16 protein-coding genes, 2 tRNA genes and 2 pseudogenes are annotated in these 22,308 nt (G+C 66.4%); 5 read left to right on the forward strand and 15 right to left on the reverse strand.

The window, feature by feature from the left end; translation table 11 throughout:
- From BLR03_RS19870 to BLR03_RS19880, 3 genes are all read right to left on the reverse strand, one after another.
- The coding region (locus BLR03_RS19870; protein WP_254788605.1) for an HpcH/HpaI aldolase/citrate lyase family protein at nucleotides 1-458 on the reverse strand (458 nt) is incomplete at its 3' end.
- 167 nt (nucleotides 459-625) lie between these two features.
- Nucleotides 626-1,615 carry an aldo/keto reductase gene (locus BLR03_RS19875; RefSeq protein WP_302846606.1) on the reverse strand — a complete coding sequence of 330 codons (990 nt, stop codon included), beginning with the start codon at nucleotides 1,613-1,615 and terminating at the stop codon, nucleotides 626-628.
- Nucleotides 1,612-3,318 carry a glycoside hydrolase family 13 protein gene (locus BLR03_RS19880; RefSeq protein WP_091255920.1) on the reverse strand — a complete coding sequence of 569 codons (1,707 nt, stop codon included), beginning with the start codon at nucleotides 3,316-3,318 and terminating at the stop codon, nucleotides 1,612-1,614. Before BLR03_RS19880 ends, BLR03_RS19875 begins: the two co-directional genes overlap by 4 nt.
- Nucleotides 3,319-3,423: 105 nt before the next feature.
- Between BLR03_RS19880 and BLR03_RS19885 the strand changes: the two genes are divergently transcribed.
- Nucleotides 3,424-4,605, forward strand: coding sequence for an ROK family protein (locus BLR03_RS19885; RefSeq protein WP_091255922.1), 1,182 nt, complete (start codon nucleotides 3,424-3,426; stop codon nucleotides 4,603-4,605).
- A gap of 15 nt (nucleotides 4,606-4,620) precedes the next feature.
- On the opposite strand, the gene BLR03_RS19890 is transcribed toward BLR03_RS19885, so the two are convergent.
- The 8 genes from BLR03_RS19890 to BLR03_RS19925 all read right to left on the reverse strand — a co-directional run bounded on the left by BLR03_RS19890 (nucleotide 4,621) and on the right by BLR03_RS19925 (nucleotide 12,709).
- The gene (locus tag BLR03_RS19890) at nucleotides 4,621-6,192 is read right to left on the reverse strand and encodes a Na+/H+ antiporter (protein WP_091255924.1); all 1,572 of its coding nucleotides are present in this window, start codon (nucleotides 6,190-6,192) and stop codon (nucleotides 4,621-4,623) included.
- 123 nt (nucleotides 6,193-6,315) lie between these two features.
- Nucleotides 6,316-6,975: an NAD(P)H-binding protein gene (locus BLR03_RS19895; protein ID WP_091255926.1), complete on the reverse strand. Its 660-nt coding sequence runs from the start codon at nucleotides 6,973-6,975 to the stop codon at nucleotides 6,316-6,318.
- Nucleotides 6,976-7,375: 400 nt separating this feature from the next.
- The gene (locus tag BLR03_RS19900; RefSeq protein WP_091255927.1) at nucleotides 7,376-7,771 is read right to left on the reverse strand and encodes a YegP family protein; all 396 of its coding nucleotides are present in this window, start codon (nucleotides 7,769-7,771) and stop codon (nucleotides 7,376-7,378) included.
- A gap of 131 nt (nucleotides 7,772-7,902) precedes the next feature.
- Nucleotides 7,903-8,652, reverse strand: coding sequence for a GAF and ANTAR domain-containing protein (locus tag BLR03_RS19905; RefSeq protein WP_254788606.1), 750 nt, complete (start codon nucleotides 8,650-8,652; stop codon nucleotides 7,903-7,905).
- A 449-nt stretch (nucleotides 8,653-9,101) separates the two neighbouring features.
- Nucleotides 9,102-9,175 (reverse strand) — tRNA-Met (locus BLR03_RS19910).
- A gap of 62 nt (nucleotides 9,176-9,237) precedes the next feature.
- Nucleotides 9,238-9,309: transfer RNA gene (locus tag BLR03_RS19915), tRNA-Thr, on the reverse strand.
- 232 nt (nucleotides 9,310-9,541) lie between these two features.
- On the reverse strand, nucleotides 9,542-11,668 hold the full coding sequence (locus tag BLR03_RS19920; RefSeq protein ID WP_091255930.1) for a DEAD/DEAH box helicase: 2,127 nt from the start codon (nucleotides 11,666-11,668) through the stop codon (nucleotides 9,542-9,544).
- Nucleotides 11,669-12,055: 387 nt separating this feature from the next.
- On the reverse strand, nucleotides 12,056-12,709 hold the full coding sequence (locus BLR03_RS19925; RefSeq protein WP_091255931.1) for an MOSC domain-containing protein: 654 nt from the start codon (nucleotides 12,707-12,709) through the stop codon (nucleotides 12,056-12,058).
- Nucleotides 12,710-12,901: 192 nt separating this feature from the next.
- Here BLR03_RS19925 and BLR03_RS19930 point away from each other — a divergent pair.
- A pseudogene (locus tag BLR03_RS19930) lies at nucleotides 12,902-13,353 on the forward strand (hypothetical protein); the annotation flags it as partial.
- 301 nt (nucleotides 13,354-13,654) lie between these two features.
- On the opposite strand, the gene BLR03_RS19935 reads toward BLR03_RS19930, so the two are convergent.
- The 3 genes from BLR03_RS19935 to BLR03_RS19945 form a co-directional block, all read right to left on the reverse strand.
- Nucleotides 13,655-14,641 carry a glycoside hydrolase family 6 protein gene (locus BLR03_RS19935; protein WP_175460630.1) on the reverse strand — a complete coding sequence of 329 codons (987 nt, stop codon included), beginning with the start codon at nucleotides 14,639-14,641 and terminating at the stop codon, nucleotides 13,655-13,657.
- A 66-nt stretch (nucleotides 14,642-14,707) separates the two neighbouring features.
- Nucleotides 14,708-16,690 (reverse strand): radical copper oxidase GlxA, encoded by a 1,983-nt coding sequence (locus tag BLR03_RS19940; protein WP_091255933.1) that lies wholly within the window; start codon nucleotides 16,688-16,690, stop codon nucleotides 14,708-14,710.
- The gene (locus BLR03_RS19945) at nucleotides 16,687-18,402 is read right to left on the reverse strand and encodes a glycosyltransferase family 2 protein (RefSeq protein ID WP_139184615.1); all 1,716 of its coding nucleotides are present in this window, start codon (nucleotides 18,400-18,402) and stop codon (nucleotides 16,687-16,689) included. Before BLR03_RS19945 ends, BLR03_RS19940 begins: the two co-directional genes overlap by 4 nt.
- A gap of 869 nt (nucleotides 18,403-19,271) precedes the next feature.
- Here BLR03_RS19945 and BLR03_RS24995 point away from each other — a divergent pair.
- The 3 genes and pseudogenes from BLR03_RS24995 to BLR03_RS19960 all read left to right on the forward strand — a co-directional run.
- A pseudogene (locus BLR03_RS24995) lies at nucleotides 19,272-19,526 on the forward strand (amino acid transporter); the annotation flags it as partial.
- 76 nt (nucleotides 19,527-19,602) lie between these two features.
- Nucleotides 19,603-20,793 carry an acyl-CoA dehydrogenase family protein gene (locus BLR03_RS19955; RefSeq protein ID WP_091255935.1) on the forward strand — a complete coding sequence of 397 codons (1,191 nt, stop codon included), beginning with the start codon at nucleotides 19,603-19,605 and terminating at the stop codon, nucleotides 20,791-20,793.
- 205 nt (nucleotides 20,794-20,998) lie between these two features.
- The gene (locus tag BLR03_RS19960) at nucleotides 20,999-21,481 is read left to right on the forward strand and encodes a hypothetical protein (RefSeq protein ID WP_091255936.1); all 483 of its coding nucleotides are present in this window, start codon (nucleotides 20,999-21,001) and stop codon (nucleotides 21,479-21,481) included.
- Nucleotides 21,482-21,542: 61 nt separating this feature from the next.
- Here the strand turns inward: BLR03_RS19960 and BLR03_RS19965 are convergent, their stop codons facing one another.
- Entirely contained in the window at nucleotides 21,543-22,304 is a 762-nt protein-coding gene (locus BLR03_RS19965) for an SDR family oxidoreductase (RefSeq protein WP_091255937.1), read from the reverse strand.
- Nucleotides 22,305-22,308: the final 4 nt, after the last annotated feature.

A 22,308-nucleotide genomic window follows, 5' to 3' on the forward strand; every position in this document is an offset into this window, starting at 1 on the left:
AGGCGGAAAGCACCCTGGGCCTTCGCGATGTTGTTGGCTTCCTCGATGCCGACGGCGGACTCGACGAGCGGGATGACCGGGGTCTTGCCGTCCATCCGGTGGAAGCTCTCCGTGACCTGGTCCGCCGATTCGGTCTTGGCCAGCATGACGCCCAGCAGGCCGGGGGTGCCGCGCAGCCCGGCGAGGTCGTCGGCCCAGAACCGGCTGGTGGCGTCGTTGATCCGGACCCACGCGCTGCCGCCGGCGATCAGCCAGTTCACCACGTTGTCGCGGGCGGCGTCCTTCTGGGACGGGTCCACCGCGTCTTCGATGTCGAGGATGATCGCATCGGCCCGGGAGACGGCGGACTGGTCGAAAAGTTCGGGCTTCATCGCGTTGACCAGCAGCCAGGAGCGGGCAATGTCGGCCGGGATGTTGCGCTGGGGCCGAAGGGATTCGGCGGTGGTGGTAGAAGTCATGCATCTACGCTATCCGCCCGGAGGCGTTTGCGGCTAAGCGATCCGGCCCTCCGGGGTGACCATTACGACCAAAATCACATCCGCACCCAAGTAGCTGGCAGCTGAAGCCGTTTTCAGCGCGCATAGCGGCCTTAACTGCCAGCCAGTTGGGTGGCATGGTGGGCGGACTAGGGGATGTTGCTGCCCCGCGCTGCCACCCAGAGCCCGTACCACTCGGCGCGGGTCATGGATGCGGCGGCCTCTGCGGCGCCGGCGCAGGCGAGGATCCGGTCCGGGTTGGCGGTGCCGATCACGGGCGCGATCCCGGCGGGGTGTTTCATGAGCCAGCCCAGCACGATTGCCTCCCCCGTGGTCCCCTTCGCGGCGGCCAGGGCGGCGACGAGGGCGGTGGCGGCTTCCTCGGCCGGCGTCGGCACGGCGGCCGGCGTCGGCACGGCGGCCGGCGCCCCGGTGTACCGGCCGCGGGCCATTGAGCCGTACGCCTGCAGCCGGATGCCGTGCCGGACGCAATGCTCAACGGTGCCGTGCGGGAAGCTGTAGTCCGTGCCCTCGGCGTGGTTGACCAGCACCGTGCTCTCGAGCCAGGCCCGCTTCAGCAGGCTCATCTCCAGCTGGTTGGCCACAACCGGCACCTCAAGCCGGTCCTGCAGCATCTCGATCTGCCGACCTGACATATTGGACACGCCCACGGCGCGCACCTTGCCTTCGGTCATGAGCTGCCCGACGGCGGATGCCACTTCCGCCGGATCCATCAGGGGATCCGGGCGGTGCAGCATGAGCACGTCGACGTAGTCCGTGCGGAGCCGGGCCAGGCTTTCGTTGACCCGTTCCAGGATGCCGTCCCGGCTGAGGTCGTAGTACGCTTCCAGACCCTGCTCGTTGAGCCTGATGCCGCACTTGGTCTGGAGCCGGATCTTCTCGCGCAGTCCCGGAGTCCCGGCCAGGATCTCGCCGAAAACGGCCTCGGCCTTACCGTTGGTATAGATGTCCGCGTGGTCAAAGAGCGTGATGCCAGCCTTCAGTGCTGCCTCGATGGCGGCCGCCGCCTGGTCCACCTCCGCGGACGAGTACGGCTCCGCCGACCAGCTGCCGCCCAGGCCCATGCAGCCATAGATGAGCTCCTGGCCGGGGGCCGCCGTCTGGGCCGACGGGCTCACCGCAGCCAGACGGTGGTGTTGGCCGGCAGCATTCCGCCGTCCAGCGGGCCGCTGCTGACCAGCACCTCACCGGCGGGCAGCTCCACGGGCGTGTCACCGAAGTTGGTCATCGTCTGCCAGCCGCCGGGGCGGCTGAAGTGCAGGACGTCGGCGCTGCCGGATTCCTGCCATTCCATTTCCTCCGAGGTCTGCAGTTCGCGGCGGAACTTCAGGGCCGTGCGGTAGAGCTCCAGCGTGGAGCCTTCCACGCCGTCCTGGGCTGCCACGGCGTAGCGGCCGAACCAGGCCGGCTGCGGCAGGTGCGCGCCGCCGTCGCCGAACCCGAACGAGGTGCCTTCCGGCGCCCAGGGCAGCGGCACGCGGCAGCCGTCACGGCCGATCTCGACGCCCTTGTTCCGGAAGAAGGTGGGGTCCTGGCGCTCGGCGTCGGGGATCTCCGCGACTTCCTGCAGGCCCAGTTCCTCGCCCTGGTACAGGTAGGCGGATCCGGGCAGAGCCAGCATCAGGAGCGTGGCGGCGCGGGCCCGGCGCAGGCCGAGTTCGACGTCGAGTTCTTCGGCGGGGGCTCCGGTCAGAAGCCAGCCCTTGCCGTCCTGGCCCTGGGCGTGCTTGCCGCCGCCCTTGGGCAGGCCGTAGCGGGTGGCGTGGCGGACGACGTCGTGGTTGGAGAAGACCCACGTGGAGGAGGCGCCGGATTCGGTGGCCTCGGCGAGGTTCCGGGTGATGATTTCGCGGAACTCATCGGCGTCGAAGTCGGCCTGCAGGAGGTCGAAGTTGAACGCCTGGCCCAGGCCCTGCGGGCTCGCGTAGCGGGCGCGGCGGCTCGCGTGTACCCAGGCCTCCGCGACGGCAGTGCGCGGCGGGTTGTACTCGTTGAAGACCTCGCGCCACTCGGCGTAGACCTCGTGGACTTCGTCGCGGTCCCAGAACGGGTGCGATCCGTCGTCGAATCCGTCGGTTCCGGTGTTGGCGGCGCTGAGCTCGACCTTGGAGATCAGGGGCTCGGTGAGGTCCTTGGTCAGCGCGTGGGCGACGTCGACGCGGAAGCCGTCCACGCCCCGGTCCGACCAGAAGCGGAGCGTCTTCAGGAAGTCGTCCCGGATTTCCCGGTTGGACCAGTTCAGGTCCGGCTGTTCCTTGGCGAAGATGTGCATGTACCACTGGCCGGGCGTACCGTCGGGCTCGGTGATGCGCTCCCAGGCGGGGCCGCCGAACACGGACTCCCAGTCCGAGGGCGCGATCTCGCCGTTTTCGCCCTGGCCGTCCCGGAAGATGTAGCGCTCACGGGCGGCGGAACCCCGCGGGGAGGCGAGGGCTTCCTGGAACCAGACGTGCCGGTTGGAGGAGTGGTTGGGGACGATGTCCGCGATCAGCTTGATGCCGGCCGCGTGCAGGGCGGCGGACATCTCGTCGAAGTCCGCCAGGGTGCCCAGCTTGGGATCGACGTCGCGGTAGTCGTCGACGTCGTAGCCGCCATCGGCCAGCGCCGAGGGGTAGAACGGGGAGAGCCAGACGGCGTCAATTCCAAGTTGCTTCAAGTACGGGACCTTGGCGGTGATGCCCTTGATGTCGCCCAGGCCGTCACCGTTGGAATCGGAGAAGCTCCGCGGGTAGATCTGGTACACCGAGGCCTGGCGCCACCAGTTGGGGTCGGCGGCGAGGTCGGAACCGGACAGGGTTGCCAGCGTGGCGGTGTTGGACAAGGGATGATCCTTCGGGGCTGGGAGACGGCTTCTGGTATTTTAGATACAAGCTAAATATATTGCCTGAACAATTATGGGTCCGGGAACAGAAGAGGTCAAGAAGTGATGCCGCACGCAGCAGCCGCCACGCCGCAGCTGCTGCGCCGCGTCAACGCCCAGGCCGTGCTCCGCCACATCCGCGGCGCCGAAGTTGCCACCGGGACAGAGCTGATGGCCCTCACCGGGCTGACCCGGGCCTCCGTGATCGCCGTCTGCGAGGACCTGATCGGCCGGGGCTGGATCGTGGAGCTGGACCAGCCCGGAACGAACTCTGAAGGTCCCCGGAAAGGCCGCCCGGCCCGGCGGTTTGCCTTCAACCCGGAGGCCGGCTTCGTACTGGGCCTCGACATCGGCGCGGCCACCACCACCGCCGCCGTGGCCGACCTCCGCGGCACCGTCGTTGGCCGGTCCAGTGAGAGCTTCCGTGCCGCGGACATCCCCGCGCAGGAGCGGATCGGCGTCATCGATCGCGCCTGCCGCCGGGCCCTGGAGGCCGCGGGAACAGCCCCCGGCATGGTCCTCGCCGTGGGCGCCGGGATCGCCGCACCGGTGGACCGGGACGGCAACGTCCTCGTGACCCAGCGGTTCTGGAGCCTGTTCGACGTCGGGCTCCGATCCGCGCTGAAGGAACTGCACGGCTGGACAGTGCTCCTGGAAAACGACGCCAACCTGGCGGCTCTCGGTGAGCGCTGGCGCGGTTCCGGTGCGGGGGTGGACGATCTGGTGGTGCTTCTCGCGGGCGAACGCCTGGGCGCCGGGGTCATGGAATCCGGGCGCCTGCTCCACGGCCGCGGCGGGGCCGCCGGCGAGATGGGCTATCTGGACATGGTGGAGGGCGTTGGCTCCACCGACGGCATCGCGGCCCTGGCACGGCAGTGGTCCGCAGCAGGCGGCGGACCGTCCGACGGCGGTGCTGCCAGCGCACCGCGGGTGTTCGAGGACGCAGCGGCGGGAGACCCTGCGGCATTGGCGATCCTGAGCCGGATTTCGGAGCGCATGGCCCGCGTCATCGCCTCGATCGCGAGCCTGATCAACCCCGAGCAGGTGGTGATCAGCGGCGCCGTCGCCGATTCCGCCGGCGCCCTGCTTCCGGAGATCACGGCGCTGCTCCCCCGATTCACCGCGACTCCCCCGCGCGTAACGGCCTCGCCGCTGGGCGACGCAGTCGTCACGGTCGGCGCTGTCCGGCACGCTTTGGACTACGTCGAGGCGAATGCGATGGAGCTGGCGCTGCCCGCGCGGGGCTAACCCTGATCCGTTGCCCTAGTCCGGCATGATCATGGTGCGGAGGTCCAGCTGACGCAACACCCGGTCCGCCACTTCCGGGTCCATGCCCGGCTCGTTCCGGGCCGCCAAGACTTCCTGGCGGGCCGCGTCGAGGGCGATCGTCTGCACGGCAATCGCCAGTTCGCGGCCGCGCTTGCGCTTCTCTCCCGCGCTTTCATTCTTCAGGCTCCCGTCGAGCAGCTCCGCGTGCAGCCGGGTCATCTTCTCTTTCACCAGCGCCACCTTCTCCGCCGGCAACTCCTTCACGAGCTCGTTGTCTTTGAGCGCCGCGATGGCGGCCTGTTGGGCCCGGTAGGCCAGCACGCGGGCGGCGTCCCGTTCTTCCGAGCCGTCCTCGGACGCCTTCAGGACGCGCATGAGCCACGGCAGCGTCAGCCCGGGCAGCACCAGGGTGGCCAGCAGCACCGCGCAGGCGATCACCAGCAGCTCGCTCCGGGCCGGAAACGGCGTGCCGTCCGCAACGGTCAACGGAAGGGCCAATGCCAGCGCCAGCGTGGCCAGGCCGCGCATGCCGCACCAGGTAAGGATCAGCACGTCCTTCGCCGAGGTAGGGCGCAGGACGTCCTTCCTGGCCCGCGACAACCCGGACATCATGGCCAGCCAGGCGAACCGCACGGCGAACACGAGCACGCAGACCACCGCGGCGCTCCCGACCATGCCAAGCACGGACGTGCCTTCGTCGTGGATGACCTGCCGTACTTCCAGCCCCACCAGCCCGAACGCCAGGCCGGTGATCAGCAGCTCCACCACATCCCAGAACGCGGTGCGGGTGACCCGCTCGGCGGCGTCCTGTGGGCGGGAGTGACGCTGTATTTCCAGCGCGGTAACGACGACGGCGATCACCCCGGAGGCGTGCACTTCCTCGGCCAGGATGTACGCGGCGAACGGCACCACGAGGGTCACGGCGCTGCGAGCCACCATGGAGGCCACGAGGCGGGTGATCAGGCTCGTGAGCCAGCCCATGCCGATCCCGACCAGCACCGCGATCGCGGCGCCGAGGACGAACTGAAGGACGACGTCGGAGGCGATCTTGGTGCCGGCCACCGCGGCGGCCACGGCCGCCTGGAAGATGACGATGGCGGCGGCGTCGTTGAAGAGTCCCTCGCTCTGGAGCACGTTGATAAGCCGCCGCGGCATGTGAACCCGGCTTGCGATGGAGTCCACGGCCACGGGATCCGGGGGCGCCACCATGGCCCCCAAGGCGATGGCGGCCGGGATGCCGATGCCCGGGATCATGAGCCACGCCGCGCCGGCCACCACCGCGGTGGAGGCCACCACCAGCGCGACGGCGAGCATGAGCAGCGTGCGCCAGCGGACCCGGAAGACGGCCCAGGAGCTGCGCTGGGCCGTGGCGAAGAGCAGCGGCGGAAGGAAGATCGGCAGGATCAGATCCGGCGCGATCTGGACTTCCGGAAAGCCCGGGATGAACGTCAGGGCCACAGCCAGGAGCAGCATAAGCACGGGGTAGGGCAGCCTGAGCCGATCCCCCAGCCCAACGGCCACCACGGTGGCCAACAGGAGTCCAACGATGAGTGCCAACTGGTCCATGCGCCTGCTCTCCCCGAAATCCGGCCGCGCGCATCCCGGGTGGATGCACGGACCGCCCCCACTACCCTATCGGCCGGCCGCGGCCTCCCAAGGCCCGGATCTGGGCGGGGCTGGGCCCTGGTGCTAGGCCTGTGGGCCCAGGGCCGCGGCGAGCGGCAGGGTGCCGTCCCTGAATTCGATGGTGCGCCCGATCGTGGCGGGCAGGCCGAGCACCGCGGCCGCCACCAGGGCGACATTGGCGCGGGCGGTTCCGGTGCCGTCCGACGTGTCGGCGGGGTCGACGTCGATCATCCCGTTGCCTGGTCCGTTCGTCAGCGTCCCGGGGCCCAGGACGGTCCAGTCAAGGCCCGAGCCGCGCAGGTAGGCATCCGCGGCGGCCTTGGCCTCGGCGTAGGCGAAGAACCCGTTGTCGGCGGGGACCCCGTGGTCCGGCCCGGCGCCGAAATAGGAGACCATGACGTACCGCCCGACGCCGGCGTCTGCCGCCGCGTCCATGGAGCGGATCGCGGCGTCCCGGTCCACGGCGTAGGTCCGTTCGGGGCTGCCGCCCCCGGCACCGGCAGACCACACAACGGCGTCGTGGTTCCGCAGGGCGTCGGCGATCTGCGCCGTCGTCGCGTTCTCCACATCCAGAACGGTGGGCGTAGCGCCGGTGGCGGCGACGTCGGCCGCGTGGTCCGGGTTGCGGATGAAGGACGTGACCTCCTGCCCATCCGCCGCGAGGATCCTGGACAGTTCCAAAGCCACTTTGCCGTGGCCGCCGATGATTGCGATTCGCGTCATGGACCCATTCTGTCCCATGCCGCTCTCCGAGGACGCAACCCCGGCCCCCGTTGCGCTATCACTTTTAGTTGCTTGCAGGCTGCCATAAGGGCCCTAAGTGATAGGGCAACGGAATGGGGCGTTTCACGTCCGCGCCGCTCACCCGCCGTGGGTCCGGTGGCTTCCGGTCACCCCCAATGGTGATCGGCAGCACCGGGCAGGGAAGCCGGTGTCTGAGGTTATGTCAGTTTCGCGATGAAAGGCGCCCGGGGTCGGTGTCTTAGGCAGACGACGTGATCGTCCGCAGCCGGGCTGGGCCCGTGGACGGTTGAAATTCGGTGCGGCGCCACGTCGGACCCGGGGACCCGCGCATGGCTTCCTTAACTCCGCACAGCCGGGCGGTGACGCACCGTCCGGCGGGTCACGGGTGCGCGTTTTCGGGCTGCGCCGAGGGATGCAGAGCATTCACGGGCCCGGAATCGGCCCGGATCGGGTCGGCGCCGGGGGGGCGGGCTGTCTGGTCCGAAATGTGGGACGTGGCAGCGCCTTCCCGCACAGCCTCGACACCCTTAACTGCTGCGGAAAGGTCGGGGTAAGTTCGGGAGAGGGCCAGCACCATCCCGTCCCCGTCAACGAGCCGCAGGAGGAACCCTCCACCGTCGACACGGACGATCTCGAACGTACCGGGCGTCGAGCGCACCGCCAGTTCAGGGACGGGAACGGCGTCGGGAGCGGCCGACGCCGGGACAAATGGCCGGCTCCGGAAAAAGTGTGCGCGGTTAGCGGCGGACGGCAGGCCCTGGGAAAATTTCGGCATGGTTGCTCCACGATGAGATTCCAATGGCCACGTCCTAACCTCGTACGACTATACGCCCCCAAAACAGCGCCGGGATTTGCCGGGCCCCCATTGTAGTGTGCGGATCGACGCTGCTGCGCAGTCGAAGCCGTTCAGCTGTCGGCAGCGGGGGGTCTCGGAGTAATGAATTCCCCGCTGCTGGTGAGGTGTTCGGCGATATCCCGGATTTTGATGTTGGCTTTGGAGCTGGCGCGGCTGAGGAGGAGGAAGGCCTGTTCCGCTGTGAGCTTGTATCGCTCCATCAGGATGCCTTCAGCCTGGCCGATCATCTGCCGGGCAACAAGCGCTTCGCCGAGCTGGCTGATTTTCAGGGAGTCCGCGAAAGCGACGGCGGCGTGCGCGGCAACAAGTAAGCCGACTTGCTCGGATTCGCTGTCGAAGGCATTCGGGTTGGCTCCGTAAAGGTTCAGCGCGCCGAGGCGGTCACCTTCAACGAACAACTGGATCGAAAGCATGCTCCGTGCCCCGAGTTTCACAGCACCCCGGGAGAAAGCGGGCCAGCGGTCCTCCCGGCTGAGGTCCGGAACACGAACCACCCGCTCGTGGTAAGCCGCGTCCAGGCAGGGTCCTTGCCCGGTGGAGCTCTGCAGGGCATCGACCAGGCGTGGCAGGTCTCCCGAGGCGACTTCTGAATCAACTTTCTTCCGACCCGTAACGAGGCTAATCGAGGCATACGCCGTGCCCGGGATCAGGTCCAAGGCAGCTTGGACGATGCCGGACAGGACCGCGTGGACATCGTAGCCCTGCTGCAGCTCCCGTGCGAGGTCACTAAGCTGCGTAGCCAGCCCGGGGCTGACACGGCCGTTTCCTTGCCGGGTATTGCCTACCTCTGGTCGGTCCACGTCCATCACTGGCCTCCGCCGCTCCGTGCAATTCGACAGCGACCCGTTTTCAGGCACGTCATCCGTCTCTGTGCCAGAACAAACAGCGCTGTGATTATCGAGATATTTACAGGTTAGGGCCACACCCTTTAGATGAGCAGGGCAGTTTGTAGCTAATTGGATCGTTTGCGTCCTACTCCAAGGAAGAAGACGGCCACGGCCAGGACCCCGGCGAGTACAAGAAGCGTTCCGCGTCCCCCATTGAGACCCTGACGACTGTTATGTCGCTGAGGCCGATGGCTCCTCAGAGCAGCAACCCAACCGTCGTGTCCCCCTGGCGCGGACCTCGGCGTCACCGTCGCAGTGGACGAGGGGCAGGACGACACGAGAATGATTGAACCCGGACACCCGGCGCGGCATAGAAACAGAAAAACCCCCGGAATCTCAACGGATTCCGGGGGTCTTGCCTGTAGCGGTGGGGAGGCTCGATCTCCCGACCTCACGATTATGAGTCGTGCGCTCTAACCAACTGAGCTACACCGCCATAAATGAGGAAAACCTGCGCTAAGCCGGTCAAAAACCGCCTTGACACAGGCCCTCATTCAGAGCCCCCCACCGGAATCGATCCGGTGACCTCGTTCTTACCAAGAACGCGCTCTACCACTGAGCTAGGGGGGCAACGAGTAAATACTCTACCGGAAGATTCGCCCACCAACAAATCGGCGCCCAAACGACGGCGGTACTGCCGAAAGTCGCGGAAATCAGGGCTTCCAAGGCAGTCCAGGGAGCCAAAATCGATGCCCCCGGTCGGCCGCCCGCGGCGGGTGTGACGAAGCGAACACGGGCGCGGAAGGCTTAAAGAAGAACGGGCCGGCACAGCAGCCGGCCCGTTCTCAGAAAGTGCTAGTGGTTACCACTTGTTGCGGGGCTTGAAGCCGCCTTCGTGGCGGGGCTTGCGGGTGTCGGTGCCGACGCTCCGCTCGGAACGCTCGCTGAAGGAGCGGCCGCCACGGTCAGCGGAAGACCGCTCGCCGTCGCCCTTGCGGAATTCGCGCTTGAAGCCGCCGTTGCCCTTGAAGTTGCCGCTGCCACCGGAGTAGCCGCCACGGTCTCCCCCACGGTCGCCGCCGCGGTTGCCCTGGTAGGAGCCACGCTCGCCGGAGGGCTTGCGGCCGTTGTCGAGCTCGAGGTGGATCAGCTCGCCACCGATCCGGGTGCGGGACAGGGCCTTCAGCTGATCGGGGCTCAGGTCTGCCGGGAGCTCCACGAGGGAGTGGTCCGAGCGGATGTCGATGCCACCGATCTGGGCCGAGGAGATGCCGCCTTCATTGGCAATGGCGCCCACGATGGAACCCGGCATGACGCGCTGGCGGCGTCCGACGGCGATCCGGTAGGTGGCGTTGCCCTCGGTCAGCGTACGGGTCGGCCCGCGGGAGCCGAAGCCGTCCTTGGAGCGTTCGCGCTTCTGGAATTCCGGCGCGGCCGGGAGTTCCTTGACCAGCAGCGGCTGTCCGCCCTGGGCCATGACGGCCAACGCGGCTGCAATCTCGGCGGCCGGCACGTTGTGCTCTTCCTCGTACGAGGAAATGAGGTCGCGGAATGCCGCAACGTCCTCGGACTCGAGCGTCTCCGTGATCTTGTCGGCAAACTTGCCCAGGCGCAGGGTGTTGACGGTTTCGGCCGTGGGCAGGTGCATCTGCTCCACCGGCTGGCGCGTGGCCTTCTCGATGGAACGCAGCAGGTACTTCTCGCGCGGGGTCATGAACAGGATCGCGTCGCCGGAACGGCCCGCGCGGCCGGTGCGGCCGATGCGGTGGACGTAGGACTCGGTGTCGTGCGGGATGTCGTAGTTGACCACGTGGCTGACGCGCTCGACGTCAAGGCCGCGGGCCGCGACGTCGGTGGCGACCAGGATGTCGATCTTGCCGTCGCGCAGGGCCTCGACCGTACGCTCACGCTGCTGCTGCGGGATGTCGCCGTTGATGGCGGCAGCCTGGAAGCCGCGGGAGCGCAGCTTGTCGGCGAGATCCTCGGTGGCCATCTTGGTCCGCACGAAGGCGATGACGCCCTCGAACTCTTCGACCTCGAGGATGCGGGTCAGCGCGTCGAGCTTGTGCGGGCCCATGACCTGCAGGTAGCGCTGGCGGGTGTTGGCGCCCGTAGTGGTCTTGGACTTGACCTGGACCTCGGCCGGGTTGTTCAGGTACTGCTTGGAGAGCCGGCGGATCTGGCTCGGCATCGTGGCGGAGAACAGCGCAACCTGGCGGCCCGCGGGGGTCTGCTGGAAGATCTGTTCAACGTCCTCGGCGAAGCCCATGCGCAGCATCTCATCGGCCTCGTCCAGCACGAGGTACTGGAGTTCGGACAGGTCCAGGGAACCCTTGGAGATGTGGTCGATGACGCGGCCGGGGGTTCCGACAACAACCTGGGCGCCGCGGCGCAGGCCGGCCAGCTGGGGGCCGTAGGCGGAGCCGCCGTACACCGGCAGGACGGTGAAGTCGTCGATGTGCTTGGCGTAGGAGGTGAAGGCCTCGGCAACCTGGAGCGCGAGCTCGCGGGTCGGTGCCAGGACCAGGGCCTGGGTCTTGCGGGACGGGCCGTTGAGGTCGTGGAGCTCGGCCAGGCGGGACAGCGCCGGTACTGCGAATGCTGCAGTCTTACCGGTACCGGTCTGGGCCAGGCCCACGACGTCGCGGCCTTCGAGCAGCAGCGGGATCGTTGCTGCCTGGATCGGGGACGGCTTCTCGTAGCCGACGTCCTGCAGGGCAGCGAGGACGCGGCCGTCGATGCCGAGGTCAACGAACTTGACGCCCTCATCTTCGGTGTCCTCGTCCTTGGACGGGGCGGACTTGGCCTCGGTCGTGGTGTCAGCCTGCGGGGCGGCCTCGGCTGCCGGAGCCTCAACGTTCGCAGGAGCCTCGGTGAATTCCGGGGCGGAGCCGGCTGCGGGGGCAGCCGTTTCAGAAGTCTCGACGTCGACCTTGCTGTTCTCGGTGGCGAGTTCGGTGTCGACGGAGTTGTTCTGATTTTCGGGCATAGGTGAAATTTCCTCATCCATAGGGGCCAAGCGGCACAACCCGAGGTGAGCGGAGCCGCAGTACGCGTGACACGAGTTGCCGGGCGTACGTTGACCGGCGGGTCACAGAAGTCCGGCGCTTTCGCAATCCCGTGGCAGGACTTCCCGCTGCATCTCTTGGCTGCTATCCCAGCAGTCTGTACAGCGTTTTCTTTTGCCGGCTCTCCCTATGAAAATGCCCGCATCACATTTTGCGGGCCCCAACACTTACCAGTCCTGCCTCAAGAATTGGGCAGGAATAAGGGATTTCCGGAGTGGGGGATAGTTCCAGTGTAGGGCATGAACCAGAACAGTGGTAATTGAGCGGCGACGGCGGCGGGTGAGCTTGCGCACACCGGCGCGGCACGGCTACACGCCAAGCTGTCGCTGCAGCCTCTCGAATCGCTCGTGATATTCGGGCTGGAGGCGGATCTCGCCGTCGGCGTCGGCGTCGCGCAGGGCTTCCATGTCCTCCAAGGTGGGATCGGTGAACCACTTGGCAATGGTCACGCCGTGGACCGGGACAAAGATCCGGTGGATGTGGTCTCCGGCCTCGATGCTGCCGGTCCGTACCACCCGGAGGTACGTGCCGACTTTGCCCGCCTCGGTGAACCGCTTGACCCAGTGCGGCTCGCCCATCCGCCGCTGAAACGTGGCGCAGGGGACGCGCGGGGAGGTGACCTCCACCTCGACGTCCAGTCCAATCTTCCAGCGTTCGCCGATCACGGCATTGGAGGCGCTGAGTCCTGAGATCCGCAGGTTTTCGCCGAAGATGCCCGGCGGCATCTCCCGCCCGAGCTCCCCTGACCAGTAGTCGGCGTCGTCCTGCGCGTACGCGTAGAGAGCCTGGTCCTCGCCGCCGTGGTCCATCCTGCTCGCCTGGACATCACCGCGCAGGCCGAGTTTGTGGACCCGTACCGGACCGTCCACGGGGCGCTTGTCGATCGCGGTGACCCCGACGCTGCCGGCATCTTCGAGCAGCTGGTGAACCCGGCAGACGGCAAGCACAGATGCGGTTTCCATGGCACCAGTGTAGGCCCGCCCGGGCGCCGGGGGCGGGAAAGCAAAGGCCCGGCCGATTCCGGGCCATAATCGCTATCCGCGGCGGCCGGTAGCCCGGTTGGGCTGGCATCAAATTTCAGAACCCCTTGGCAGGCAGCGGCCGTTTCGCGGATTGCACTGCAAGCCATCGGGACGGAAACGGGGGGAGAGCGCATGTATCAGCACAGGCACGAGGGCAGTGAACCGCCCACCAGAGGCGGTTCACCGAAACCCCCACCCTGGCAGGTGCCCAAACCTGAACTCCGGCACGGGCTGCAGAATCTTCCCGGCCAGCCCGCCTGCGCCGGAGACGCCGCCGTGGACGGCGCACCGGGGGCCATTTTCGACCCGTTCGAACGCGGACGGGAGCGCGAGCTGGCCGGTGCGGCAGTGCGGAAGAAGCGCTCGCAGCGCCGCACCGTCGTCGGATTGGGCGTCGCGCCGCTCCTGGCCGACACCATCACGGCGATGGTGGCCAGCAACAACGAGGAACCTGACTACGCCAGGTGTGCTTCAACGACGACACCGGCGAGCGCGTCGAGGACACGCAGTGCGACAACAGCAGCACGGACGGGCGCAGCTCTGGCATCTACGCCTGGTACTTCTACTCCCGTGGCGCCAGCGTGAACCAGGGCAACGTTTTCCTCGCGATGAAGGACGCGGTGCCGGGCCCTGGGGCTGGCTGATCGTCGTCGCGGTACTGGCCTCCGTGCTGTCTTCGACTGTGACTGTTGGCTGGGAAAGGCGGGTCCTTCACGGCTCGGTTTGCCGGTTTCGCCTTATGCCGATGACGAGGATCGGGCGTGCAGCCTCAATGAGGTCGTCGATGATGATGCTGAGTTCGTTGATTTTAGTGACCTGTTCGATTCGGGGTGAAGAGCCTGTCGATGAGGCGCCACGCTCCGGGTCGCCGCCTCCAGTTCAGCTTTATTTGTTGGTTGTTAGGCCCAGGGCGTATTCGCGCCACCACTGGCCAGCTGGTGGCTCGCCAGGATGGCAGGCTCCGTCCGAGTCGCCTGGCTGCTTGATCCATAGCCAGGCTTGCACAGGTGCATCGTCCGGGGCGATGGCCGGTGGACGGCCCAGTGCGCGCCCCGGCGGGTTGCACCAGGAGAGCTTTTCGGGGGGTGCGGGGCCGGTGCCGTTGCGGCTGCTGTCCACGATGACTCCGGCCCCGCCGGTCACTGCCGCTACCGCGTTTCCGTAGCGGGCGCTGTCCTGGTCGGTGTAGAAGTTTGCCACGTTGACGGAAATGCCGCGGGTCTGCCCGACGCCGGCTGCCTCTAGCGGTCCGGCCATGTCTTTGGGCGACGTCCAGCCGGGGTTGCCTGCGTCCAAGTACACGAACAGGTCCGGATTCGACACCAGAGTGGTGACGGTCTTTCTCAGTGTGGCAAGACGTTCGGCAGCTGCTTCTCCGGACAGCCTGTGGTCGGCGACCGCGGCGACCCCGTCGGGTTCGACGATCACGATGGCGCGGTGGTGGTCCAGGGCATGTGCAATCCGGGTGGCCCACGCGGTGTAGGCTGCGGCGTTTCCTGCTCCGCCGGCCGAGAGTCCGGCCCCGGCATCGCGTTGGGGAAGGTTATAGAGGACGAAGACCGGGACTGTGCCCTGATTGACGGCTGCTTGAACGATGAGCGCAGCGACGTCCGGGTCGTCCGCAGCACCGGTAAGCCATCGGGCGGTAGGGTGATCCGCGATCGCCGACAATCTGGTAGCTGCTGCATGGTTTCCGGATCGCTCCAGCTCAGCCCTGTCGACGGCAGCGTGTCCGTCGGGGTCAAGGTACAGGTGGATGCCGGCCAGGGGATTGGGCGTGGGTGCGGGTATCTGGGCGTCCGCGGCGCAGCCGGGCAACAGAAACGCACCGGCCGCGGCCGCCGACAGCCGGACGCGCAAGGATCTCTTCATTGCAGCTCCCATATCCACGTGCCCGGGCAGCCTCTTGGCCCTTCACCCCGGACGCAGGCTTCGGATTTACATACCGGGCATCCCGGACATCCCGGACATCCCGCTGCCAGTTTTACTGGCTTCGCCCTCGTGGCCGACCTGGACCCATGTAGCGACCGAGGGGACGCCATGTTTGTCTACGAGGAAGAGCATGTAGTTCCCGGGGGGTACCAAAGTTGCTTCCGTAGGGATCGTTAGGAGGAGTTTGCCGTCGTGTTGGTGCAGGCCCAAGGCTATGGAGCGCTGTTCGACGTCGGTGACGTGAGTAACCGCGCTGGGGCGTATGAGACGTGCCGAGGCGATGTCAGCTGACTGGGGGGAGGCCACAGTCATGGTGTCGCCCAACTGGGCGGTGAGTGGTGCATCGGTTATTTGCGGACGGTCGCCGTGATAAAGATACGGCGGGGTGTAGACCTCGATGCGCTGCTCAAAGGGCGCGGTCTGCGTGTCAGTCTCGCCGGTGAACAGCGGATTCGATCCCAACGTGATGACTCGTCCGTCCGGCAGGAGCAAGGCCTCCGAGTGGTAGTCACGGCCAACCAGAGGGTCCGCGGCATCGCTCAGCGTCCCGTTCACGGGGTTGAAGATCCGCGCCGTGTGGTTGTCCGAGTTGTGTTTGCCGCGGTAGTCGGCGGAACCGCCGGTGATCAGTGCAGTGTCATCGGGCAACGTGACAACGCTGGGGTAACGGGTTCCCTGAGGCAGGCTGGGTCCGGGGACGAACTTGGGGTCGGGGCTGTTGAGTTTGATGAGGTCAATCCTGCCAGTGGACTGGTTCGACTCGCCGACGCCGCCGCCGCCGATCACCATCAGCGTCTGGTTTTGTACGGGGCCGACCCAGGAAGAACTGCTCGTTTCCAGCAGATCAGGGTCCCTTAGCCCGGTCACGGGCTGCATCGTGTTGTTCTGCAGGTTCCAGAATCCGGGGGTCCGGCCCTTGTCCGCCGGACCGTACCCGGCGTTGGAGCCGGTGTAGAACAGGGTGCCGGATTTTTCTGTCTGGAAAATCGCGGGATACGTCGGGAAATACCGAGTCAGGTCTTCCCTGTTTGTCCACTTTCGGGTGGCTGGGTCATAAACCTCGGTTTGGCCCTGCAGGATTTGGCCCTCACCGTCCAACCCCGACGTGGCCATGACATCGCCGTTCGGGAGGCCCGTGAGAGTCGGATACCATCTCTTTTCGTTGAGGTTTCCCGTCTGCTCATATTTTTCCGTCGCGGGGTCGAAGATGTACGACTTGTTCGTGCCTTCGAAGTCGTGCTTGTCCAGTGTCATCTTTTGGGCCATGCCGTACACGTTCTTCGCATCCTCGCCCTCGAGTCCGACGATTCTGTACAACTCGTCCCTGCTCGTTACCGCCGCGTCTCCTTGTGTCACCGCGTCAACCCACACGTTGGTGGCACTGGGGGTGACCGTGACCCGAGTTCCTAGGACCGTTTTCGAGGCCGCAGCGGCGTTCACGTCGGCGTCGCTCTTGTAGACCTGTCCGTTGGGGGCGGTGAAGGCCGTCCCCTTCGGCAGGGCGAGAGGCTTGTCAGGGTTTTCGTTCTTCACGACCATGACGCCGCCGGCATGTGTCGGGTTGAGATCTTCGTAGCGCTGGGTTCCCCCGGCGATCAACATGGTGCCGTCGGGTAGCATGGTCTGGCCGCCGCAAAACATGTCCGCCGGAGTGTCGATCAACCTGCCCGTTCCCCTCGCCGGGTCGTATAGCAGGCTCTTGAAGGTCCCAGCGTCAAACATGGCCGTGCTATTGCCCGAACCGGCGACGATGAGGATTTTCCCGCTGCTGAGCAGCGCGGCGTGAATCGCGTTCACGCGCAGATCGCCAGGCAGGTCGATAACGTCCCAATGGCCTTTCTCCGCTTTGTAGCTGCTGGAGTTTATTTCGATCTCGTGGATGATGGTTGCGGCCATCATGGAATTGGACCCTAGGACAATGGCGGCGATAGATGCGCCTACAGCAAGGTGACGCCCGCGCCGGTCGAGGACTCTAAGTGTCTTTTTCATACCCTCGCTTCTTTCTCTGCGGCAGGTCCAACCGGTGCAAGGGAATGCAGGAAATTGTGCCCGAAGGCGCCCTCCCGGGTACCTTCATGCCCGGTCGTTAAGCGTGTGTGGAGGTGGATCACGGGTGGTGCCAGGCAGGTCAGGATGGCCACCGCAGGCCAAATGTAAACCGCCCAGGTGAAATAGCCCTGAAGCAAAGCTGCTGCTGTCGCGGCAGTGAACACAGCCAGCCAGGCGAAATGGGTTCTATATGAGCGCAGTGAATCCCCTGCAACTACGGCACCCTTCGGGGTCACGGCGAACTTGCCGGCCCTGCCGAAAATACTTTGGACGAAGGCCGCAGCGTAGATTGGCGAGGCAACGATAGACATGGCCATGCCGGCTAGACCGAGGGTTCCAGCCGGTTCCACGGGGCTGACGTTATAGCGCCGGTTGCGCCCGTAGACCCACAATTGGAACAGCGTCGTGTCCGTGTACAGAGCGATCCACACTTCAAGGGGAACACTGATGCCGCTGGCCCCGAATGTCAGGAACAAGACCGCGTTTAGTGCACCGAGCAGCCAGCCGAGGGCCATTGAAGGATAGAACGTGGTGATCAGTGCGTAGTGCAGGAGCCTTGGCGGGCTAAGGCGCCACCCGCAGCGAGGCATTTCATGCCGGAGGACCTCGAAGGTACCGCGGGACCACCGGTTTTGCTGGCCGAAGTAATCCGCCCACGAGCTGGGGCCTTCGCCCAGGGACAGCACATCCGGTGTGTAAACCGACTTCCACCGTCCCTTCGTTGCAGGGTTGTAGGACGTGTGGAACCGCAGTCCGGTGGCCATGTCTTCGGTGATCGAATCGGCAAACCCGCCGATTTCCCTGAGCGCGGAGATGCGCAGCACGTAGTTGGTTCCCACGAGCATGGGAATACGGTAGAAGTTTGCTGCACGCTGGATCACCGAATGGAACGGAAACTGCTGCGATTCGGCGGCCCGGGCTACGAAGTTCTCCACGTTGCCGTATGCCTGGGGCCCGACAACGTAAGCCATCTCCTCATCGCGCAGGTAACCCAGGGTGCGTTCGAGGAAGATTCCACAGGGAACGTGGTCATTGTCTACGGAGGCCAGGAAGTCGTATTCCTCGCCGTGGCTGTCGAGCCATGCGTTGTAGTTCCCGTGTTTGGTTTTCGCCTTGAAGGCACCTGATGCGGTGTTGTAGGAGGGTATCCCGTGGCGGCTGAAGTACCTTATCCCGTGCCGCTGGCACAACGCCGCTATTTCCGGATCTCCACCCTCGTCGAGGAGCCACACATCCACGGTTCCCTCGTAGGTGATGTCCTGCGCAGCCCGGAGTGTGTGCATGACCTGATGAATCGATTCCTTGGCCGGCACGATCGCTGTGACGAACGCGATGCGGTGCCCTGGCTGGGATCGGACCGGAATTGGGTCCCGGGCGACGATCGAGGCCACGGTGAAGGAGATGACGTTGATCACCGACAAAAATGCCACCAAGCAAATTGAGGAGACAACGAGGTAATTCGCGGCCACGGCCACCGGCCCGGCTTCCGGATTCAGTGCACTGATGCTCCGCACCAGCAGGATGACATATGCGCTAAAGAGCGCCACGTTGAAAAGCCCGACGATCACTGAGACCAAGTGCTTGCGCCGCTGCCCTGGTCCGTAGATGCTGCGGTATCGAACGGAGTATTTCTCTTCCTGGGGCGGTTCCATGAGCGGGCCGGCGAGTCTGCTGAAATCCCGGGTATTTGCCCCGGCCGTCACAATTTGCCCTTACCCTGCGACGGGAAACGACATCCATAGAGGCTGCCGCAGGCATCCGGCACACAGACGCCGTCTCCGAACCGCGCCTCATCGTGGACCGCCGGCACGGGCGGGCAGACGTTGCAGGACCGGGCGATGCGGATTGGCTGCCCCGTCTTGGAGGGAACCTCCGCCGCCAGCCGCACCTGGGGAACCCACAGCAGCCCGCGTTCAACGTGTTGGCACCAAAGGGGCGGAGGCTCGGACGGGTAAGGGGTGCCAACGGCGCGCCCCTTTCCCGAATCGGGCGCCGGGGTTCCTGCTTGTATTGGAAAATGTGGTTCGTCAGCGATACCGGTGTGCCGAATTTCTTCGGCGCGCCGGGCAGTATCACAAGAATACATTTGAGACCTGGTTCCTGCATGGTGGTGTCGTTTCCCTAGCACCCCGAGCGTAAAATTTGCGCCACAAACGAACACGCGTAGTCAATACCCGTCTTTCTACCCGTCTCGCCCCGGCTGACTACTGTGTTTATCCGCCCATAGGAGCTGTTGTTGCGAACCGAGTTAACAATTCTGAAGAGCCGAGTTAACCCGGTCGCTGACCGCCCGCGGAGTAAGCACCGGGCTGCCGGACACCTCGAAGAGCTGCTTTGAGTGGTGGCTAAGGCCAGCGCGAAAGGTGCGTGTAGCTGTTTGAAAAGAGGGTCGGCGCGGGGGGGTGCCGGCAGACGATGCCTCATCACCGTGGTCCAACGCCTCCGCAATGCAGCACAGGAGGCTATGACCATGGTCGCCGGAGCCACCTCCCGCCCGAGGCGACGCCGCGATCGGGTGAGCTTCGCCTGCGTCCGGTACTTCCGTGCCGCCCTTCGCAGTTCGGCCCGCAACCTGTGGCTCCGCGGAGTCCTGCCGCTGCTCGGGGCCCTCCTGCTGACCGCGGCCTTCTTCGTCTCGGCCATGCAGATGTGGGATCCGGGCTACGGCGACACGCAGATCTTCGGCGGCGGCGGCGCGTTCGCCAGCGGGGTGGTGCTGCTGGCGCTGGGCGTGGTGCTGGCCTTCGTCTGCCGTTTCGCGCCGTCAACCCGGGGTACTTCCTGCAGCAGCCCGGCCCGGCGCGCCAGGCCGCCCCGGCGCACTCCGGCGGAAGCCGCCGTAGGATGCTGGCATGAGCAACGAGGCCAACCTTTCCGGTGTTTCCGATGTCCTGGCGATCGATTCCCTCCTGAGCCCCGGGGAGCTGGCCGTGCGGGAGCGCGTCCGCGACTTCACCAACCAGCGCATCCGGCCCGGGATCGCCGGCTGGTACGACGACGCCGTCTTCCCCCTGGACCTGGCCCCGGAACTTGGCGAACTCGGCGTGCTCGGCATGCATCTGGAGGGCTATGGCTGCCCCGGCCGCTCCGCCGTCGAATACGGCCTCGCGGCCATGGAACTCGAGGCCGGCGATTCCGGCATTCGCACCTTTGTCTCCGTGCAGGGCTCCCTCGCCATGACGGCCATCCACAAGTGGGGCTCCGAGCACCAGAAACAGGAGTGGCTCCCCCGGATGGCCGCCGGCGAGCTGATCGGCGCGTTTGCCCTGACCGAGCCGACGGCCGGCTCGGACCCCGCCTCGATGAAGACCTTCGCCCGCCGCGACGGCTCCGGCGAGGCCGCCGGCTGGGTCCTGGACGGCGCCAAACGCTGGATCGGGCTCGCGTCGGTGGCGGACGTGCTGGTGGTGTGGGCCATGACCGACGACGGCGTGCGCGGCTTCCTCGTCCCCGCCGGCACCCCAGGGGTCACCGCGACCCCGATCGGGCAGAAGCTCTCGATGCGCGCCTCGATCCAGTGCGACATCACGTTCGACGCCGTCCGGCTGGGTCCCGAGGCGCTGCTGCCGGCGGCGCGGGGGCTCCGGGGCCCGTTCTCCTGCCTCAACGAGGCCCGGTACGGAATTGCGTGGGGCGCAATGGGCGCCGCCCGGGATTCCTACGAGGCGGCCCTGGCCTACGCCCAGGAGCGGCTGCAGTTCGGCAAGCCGCTGGCCGGGTACCAGTTGACGCAGGAGAAGCTCGTGAACATGCTCCTGGAAATCCAAAAAGGCACGCTCCTGGCCCTGCATCTGGGCCGGCTCAAGGACGCCGGCCGGTTGCGGCCGGAGCAGATCTCACTCGGCAAGCTGAACAACGTGCGGGAGGCGCTCAGCATTGCCCGGGAAGCCCGCACCATCCTGGGCGGCAACGGCATCACACTGGACTATTCGCCCCTGCGGCACGCCGCCAACCTGGAATCCGTCCGCACCTACGAGGGCACCGACGAAGTCCACACCCTGGTTCTGGGCCAGCACATCACGGGGATCCCGGCCTTCCGCTAAGCCCGCGAGTCCGCGAGCCCGCGAAGGCGATCCCGGTCGTGCGATACGTGTGAGGCCAGTGATACAAGTGGTGACTGCTGAGTTTTCGGGTAGCCAGCACTCGTGCTCTCCCCGGGGCGCATTCGTAGAGTGGTGCCACCGGTCCGGAGGGCGGCACTCTGCCTTTCCGACGGATCGGAACAGGACGCCGGGTTAGGGGGACATCATGGGTCTCAACGCCAAGTCAGCCGCGTGGACGCTCCGGTTCTTTCCGGCACGTCACGCCACGACCAGCACGGGCGTGAACGACCAGGATATTTCGGGGGCTGACCAGGGACCCCGCAGGTACCGTGCCCGCATCGCCACGGCACGCGTTCTGGACCGCAACCGACTTCAGGCGAGCGCAGGCACACTCCAGTCCTGGAGGTTCCACGACTTCGTCACTACATTCCAGCTCATGCTTCCCCACCGGGTCGAAAAGGTTCACCTGGCCTTGACTGTCGGGGACTGGGAAGACGCGCGCGTTGCCGCCCAAAGCCTGTCTTGGTCCGCGTCCATGGCCGGTGCCTGCCGGCTCCAACTTATGGCCGACCTCATTGATGCCGACCTCCAGTCCGGACGCAACGCCCGGGCACGCGAGACGGCCTGCCTCCTCCAAGGCGCCGCCACCGAATTGGCAACAGCCCTCGCCCTGCTGACCGCCGACTGACCGGATCCGGCCACCACCGGATCAAGGACGTCGGCGTACAGGACGGTGCAGTCCGGGGACGTCAGGCGGAGAAGCCGCCGTCGGCTTTGACCAGCTGCCCGGACATCCAGCGGCCCTCGGGCGAGAGCAGAAACGCGACCGTGCCGGCCACGTCCGCCGGAGTACCGAGCCGGCCGCCGGGCTGCCGGACGGCCAGTTCGCCGCGAAGCACGTCATCCATCCAGCCGGTGTCCACCGGTCCCGGGTTGAGGACGTTGGCGCTGATCGCCAGCGGGCCGAGCTCCCGGGCCGCCGCGATCACGATCCGGTCCAGCGCACCCTTTGACGCTCCGTAGGGCAGGTTGAAGGCGGTGTGATCGCTGGTCAGCGCCACGATGGCCCCGCCGTCGGGACCTGCCTGCCGGGCGAAAGCGGCAATCAACTGCCAGCTGGCGCGGGTGTTGACCGCGAAGTGCCGCTCGAAGCTCGCCAGAGACGTGTCCAGGATGCCGGAGTCCACGGATTCGGCGTGGCTGAGCACCAGGCCCTGCAGGGTTCCGGCCTCGGCCGCCACCGCGGCAATCAGCCCGTCCACGGCCTGCGGGTCTTCGAAATCCGCCGGCAGGACCACGACGGCGGCGCCGGTCGCCTGCAGCTCGACGGTGAGGCGTTCGACGTCGTCGGGCTGGACTCCCCACGGCATCCGGGCGTCGTAGTCCTGCCAGTAGCTCAGGACGAGGTCCCAGCCGTCCGCGGCGAGGCGGCGCGCGATGCCGGCGCCGATTCCGGCGAGCCGGCCGACGCCGGTGACGAGGGCAGTCTTACGGGCTGACGGGGAGCTCATGCGA

Origin of the sequence: Arthrobacter sp. ok909, from assembly GCF_900104405.1 — a bacterium.
GTDB lineage: Bacteria > Actinomycetota > Actinomycetes > Actinomycetales > Micrococcaceae > Arthrobacter > Arthrobacter humicola.

Bases quoted from the DNA above. Each gene is read 5' to 3' on its own strand.
- BLR03_RS19885 (WP_091255922.1), top strand. From the start codon at position 3,424: ATGCCGCACGCAGCAGCCGCCACGCCGCAGCTGCTGCGCCGCGTCAAC.
- BLR03_RS19960 (WP_091255936.1), top strand. From the start codon at position 20,999: ATGGGTCTCAACGCCAAGTCAGCCGCGTGGACGCTCCGGTTCTTTCCG.
- BLR03_RS19895 (WP_091255926.1), bottom strand. From the start codon at position 6,975: ATGACGCGAATCGCAATCATCGGCGGCCACGGCAAAGTGGCTTTGGAA.
- BLR03_RS19935 (WP_175460630.1), bottom strand. From the start codon at position 14,641: ATGAAGAGATCCTTGCGCGTCCGGCTGTCGGCGGCCGCGGCCGGTGCG.
- BLR03_RS19945 (WP_139184615.1), bottom strand. From the start codon at position 18,402: ATGGAACCGCCCCAGGAAGAGAAATACTCCGTTCGATACCGCAGCATC.
- BLR03_RS19925 (WP_091255931.1), bottom strand. From the start codon at position 12,709: ATGGAAACCGCATCTGTGCTTGCCGTCTGCCGGGTTCACCAGCTGCTC.
- BLR03_RS19940 (WP_091255933.1), bottom strand. From the start codon at position 16,690: ATGAAAAAGACACTTAGAGTCCTCGACCGGCGCGGGCGTCACCTTGCT.
- BLR03_RS19890 (WP_091255924.1), bottom strand. From the start codon at position 6,192: ATGGACCAGTTGGCACTCATCGTTGGACTCCTGTTGGCCACCGTGGTG.
- BLR03_RS19965 (WP_091255937.1), bottom strand. From the start codon at position 22,304: ATGAGCTCCCCGTCAGCCCGTAAGACTGCCCTCGTCACCGGCGTCGGC.
- BLR03_RS19920 (WP_091255930.1), bottom strand. From the start codon at position 11,668: ATGCCCGAAAATCAGAACAACTCCGTCGACACCGAACTCGCCACCGAG.
- BLR03_RS19900 (WP_091255927.1), bottom strand. From the start codon at position 7,771: ATGCCGAAATTTTCCCAGGGCCTGCCGTCCGCCGCTAACCGCGCACAC.
- BLR03_RS19955 (WP_091255935.1), top strand. From the start codon at position 19,603: ATGAGCAACGAGGCCAACCTTTCCGGTGTTTCCGATGTCCTGGCGATC.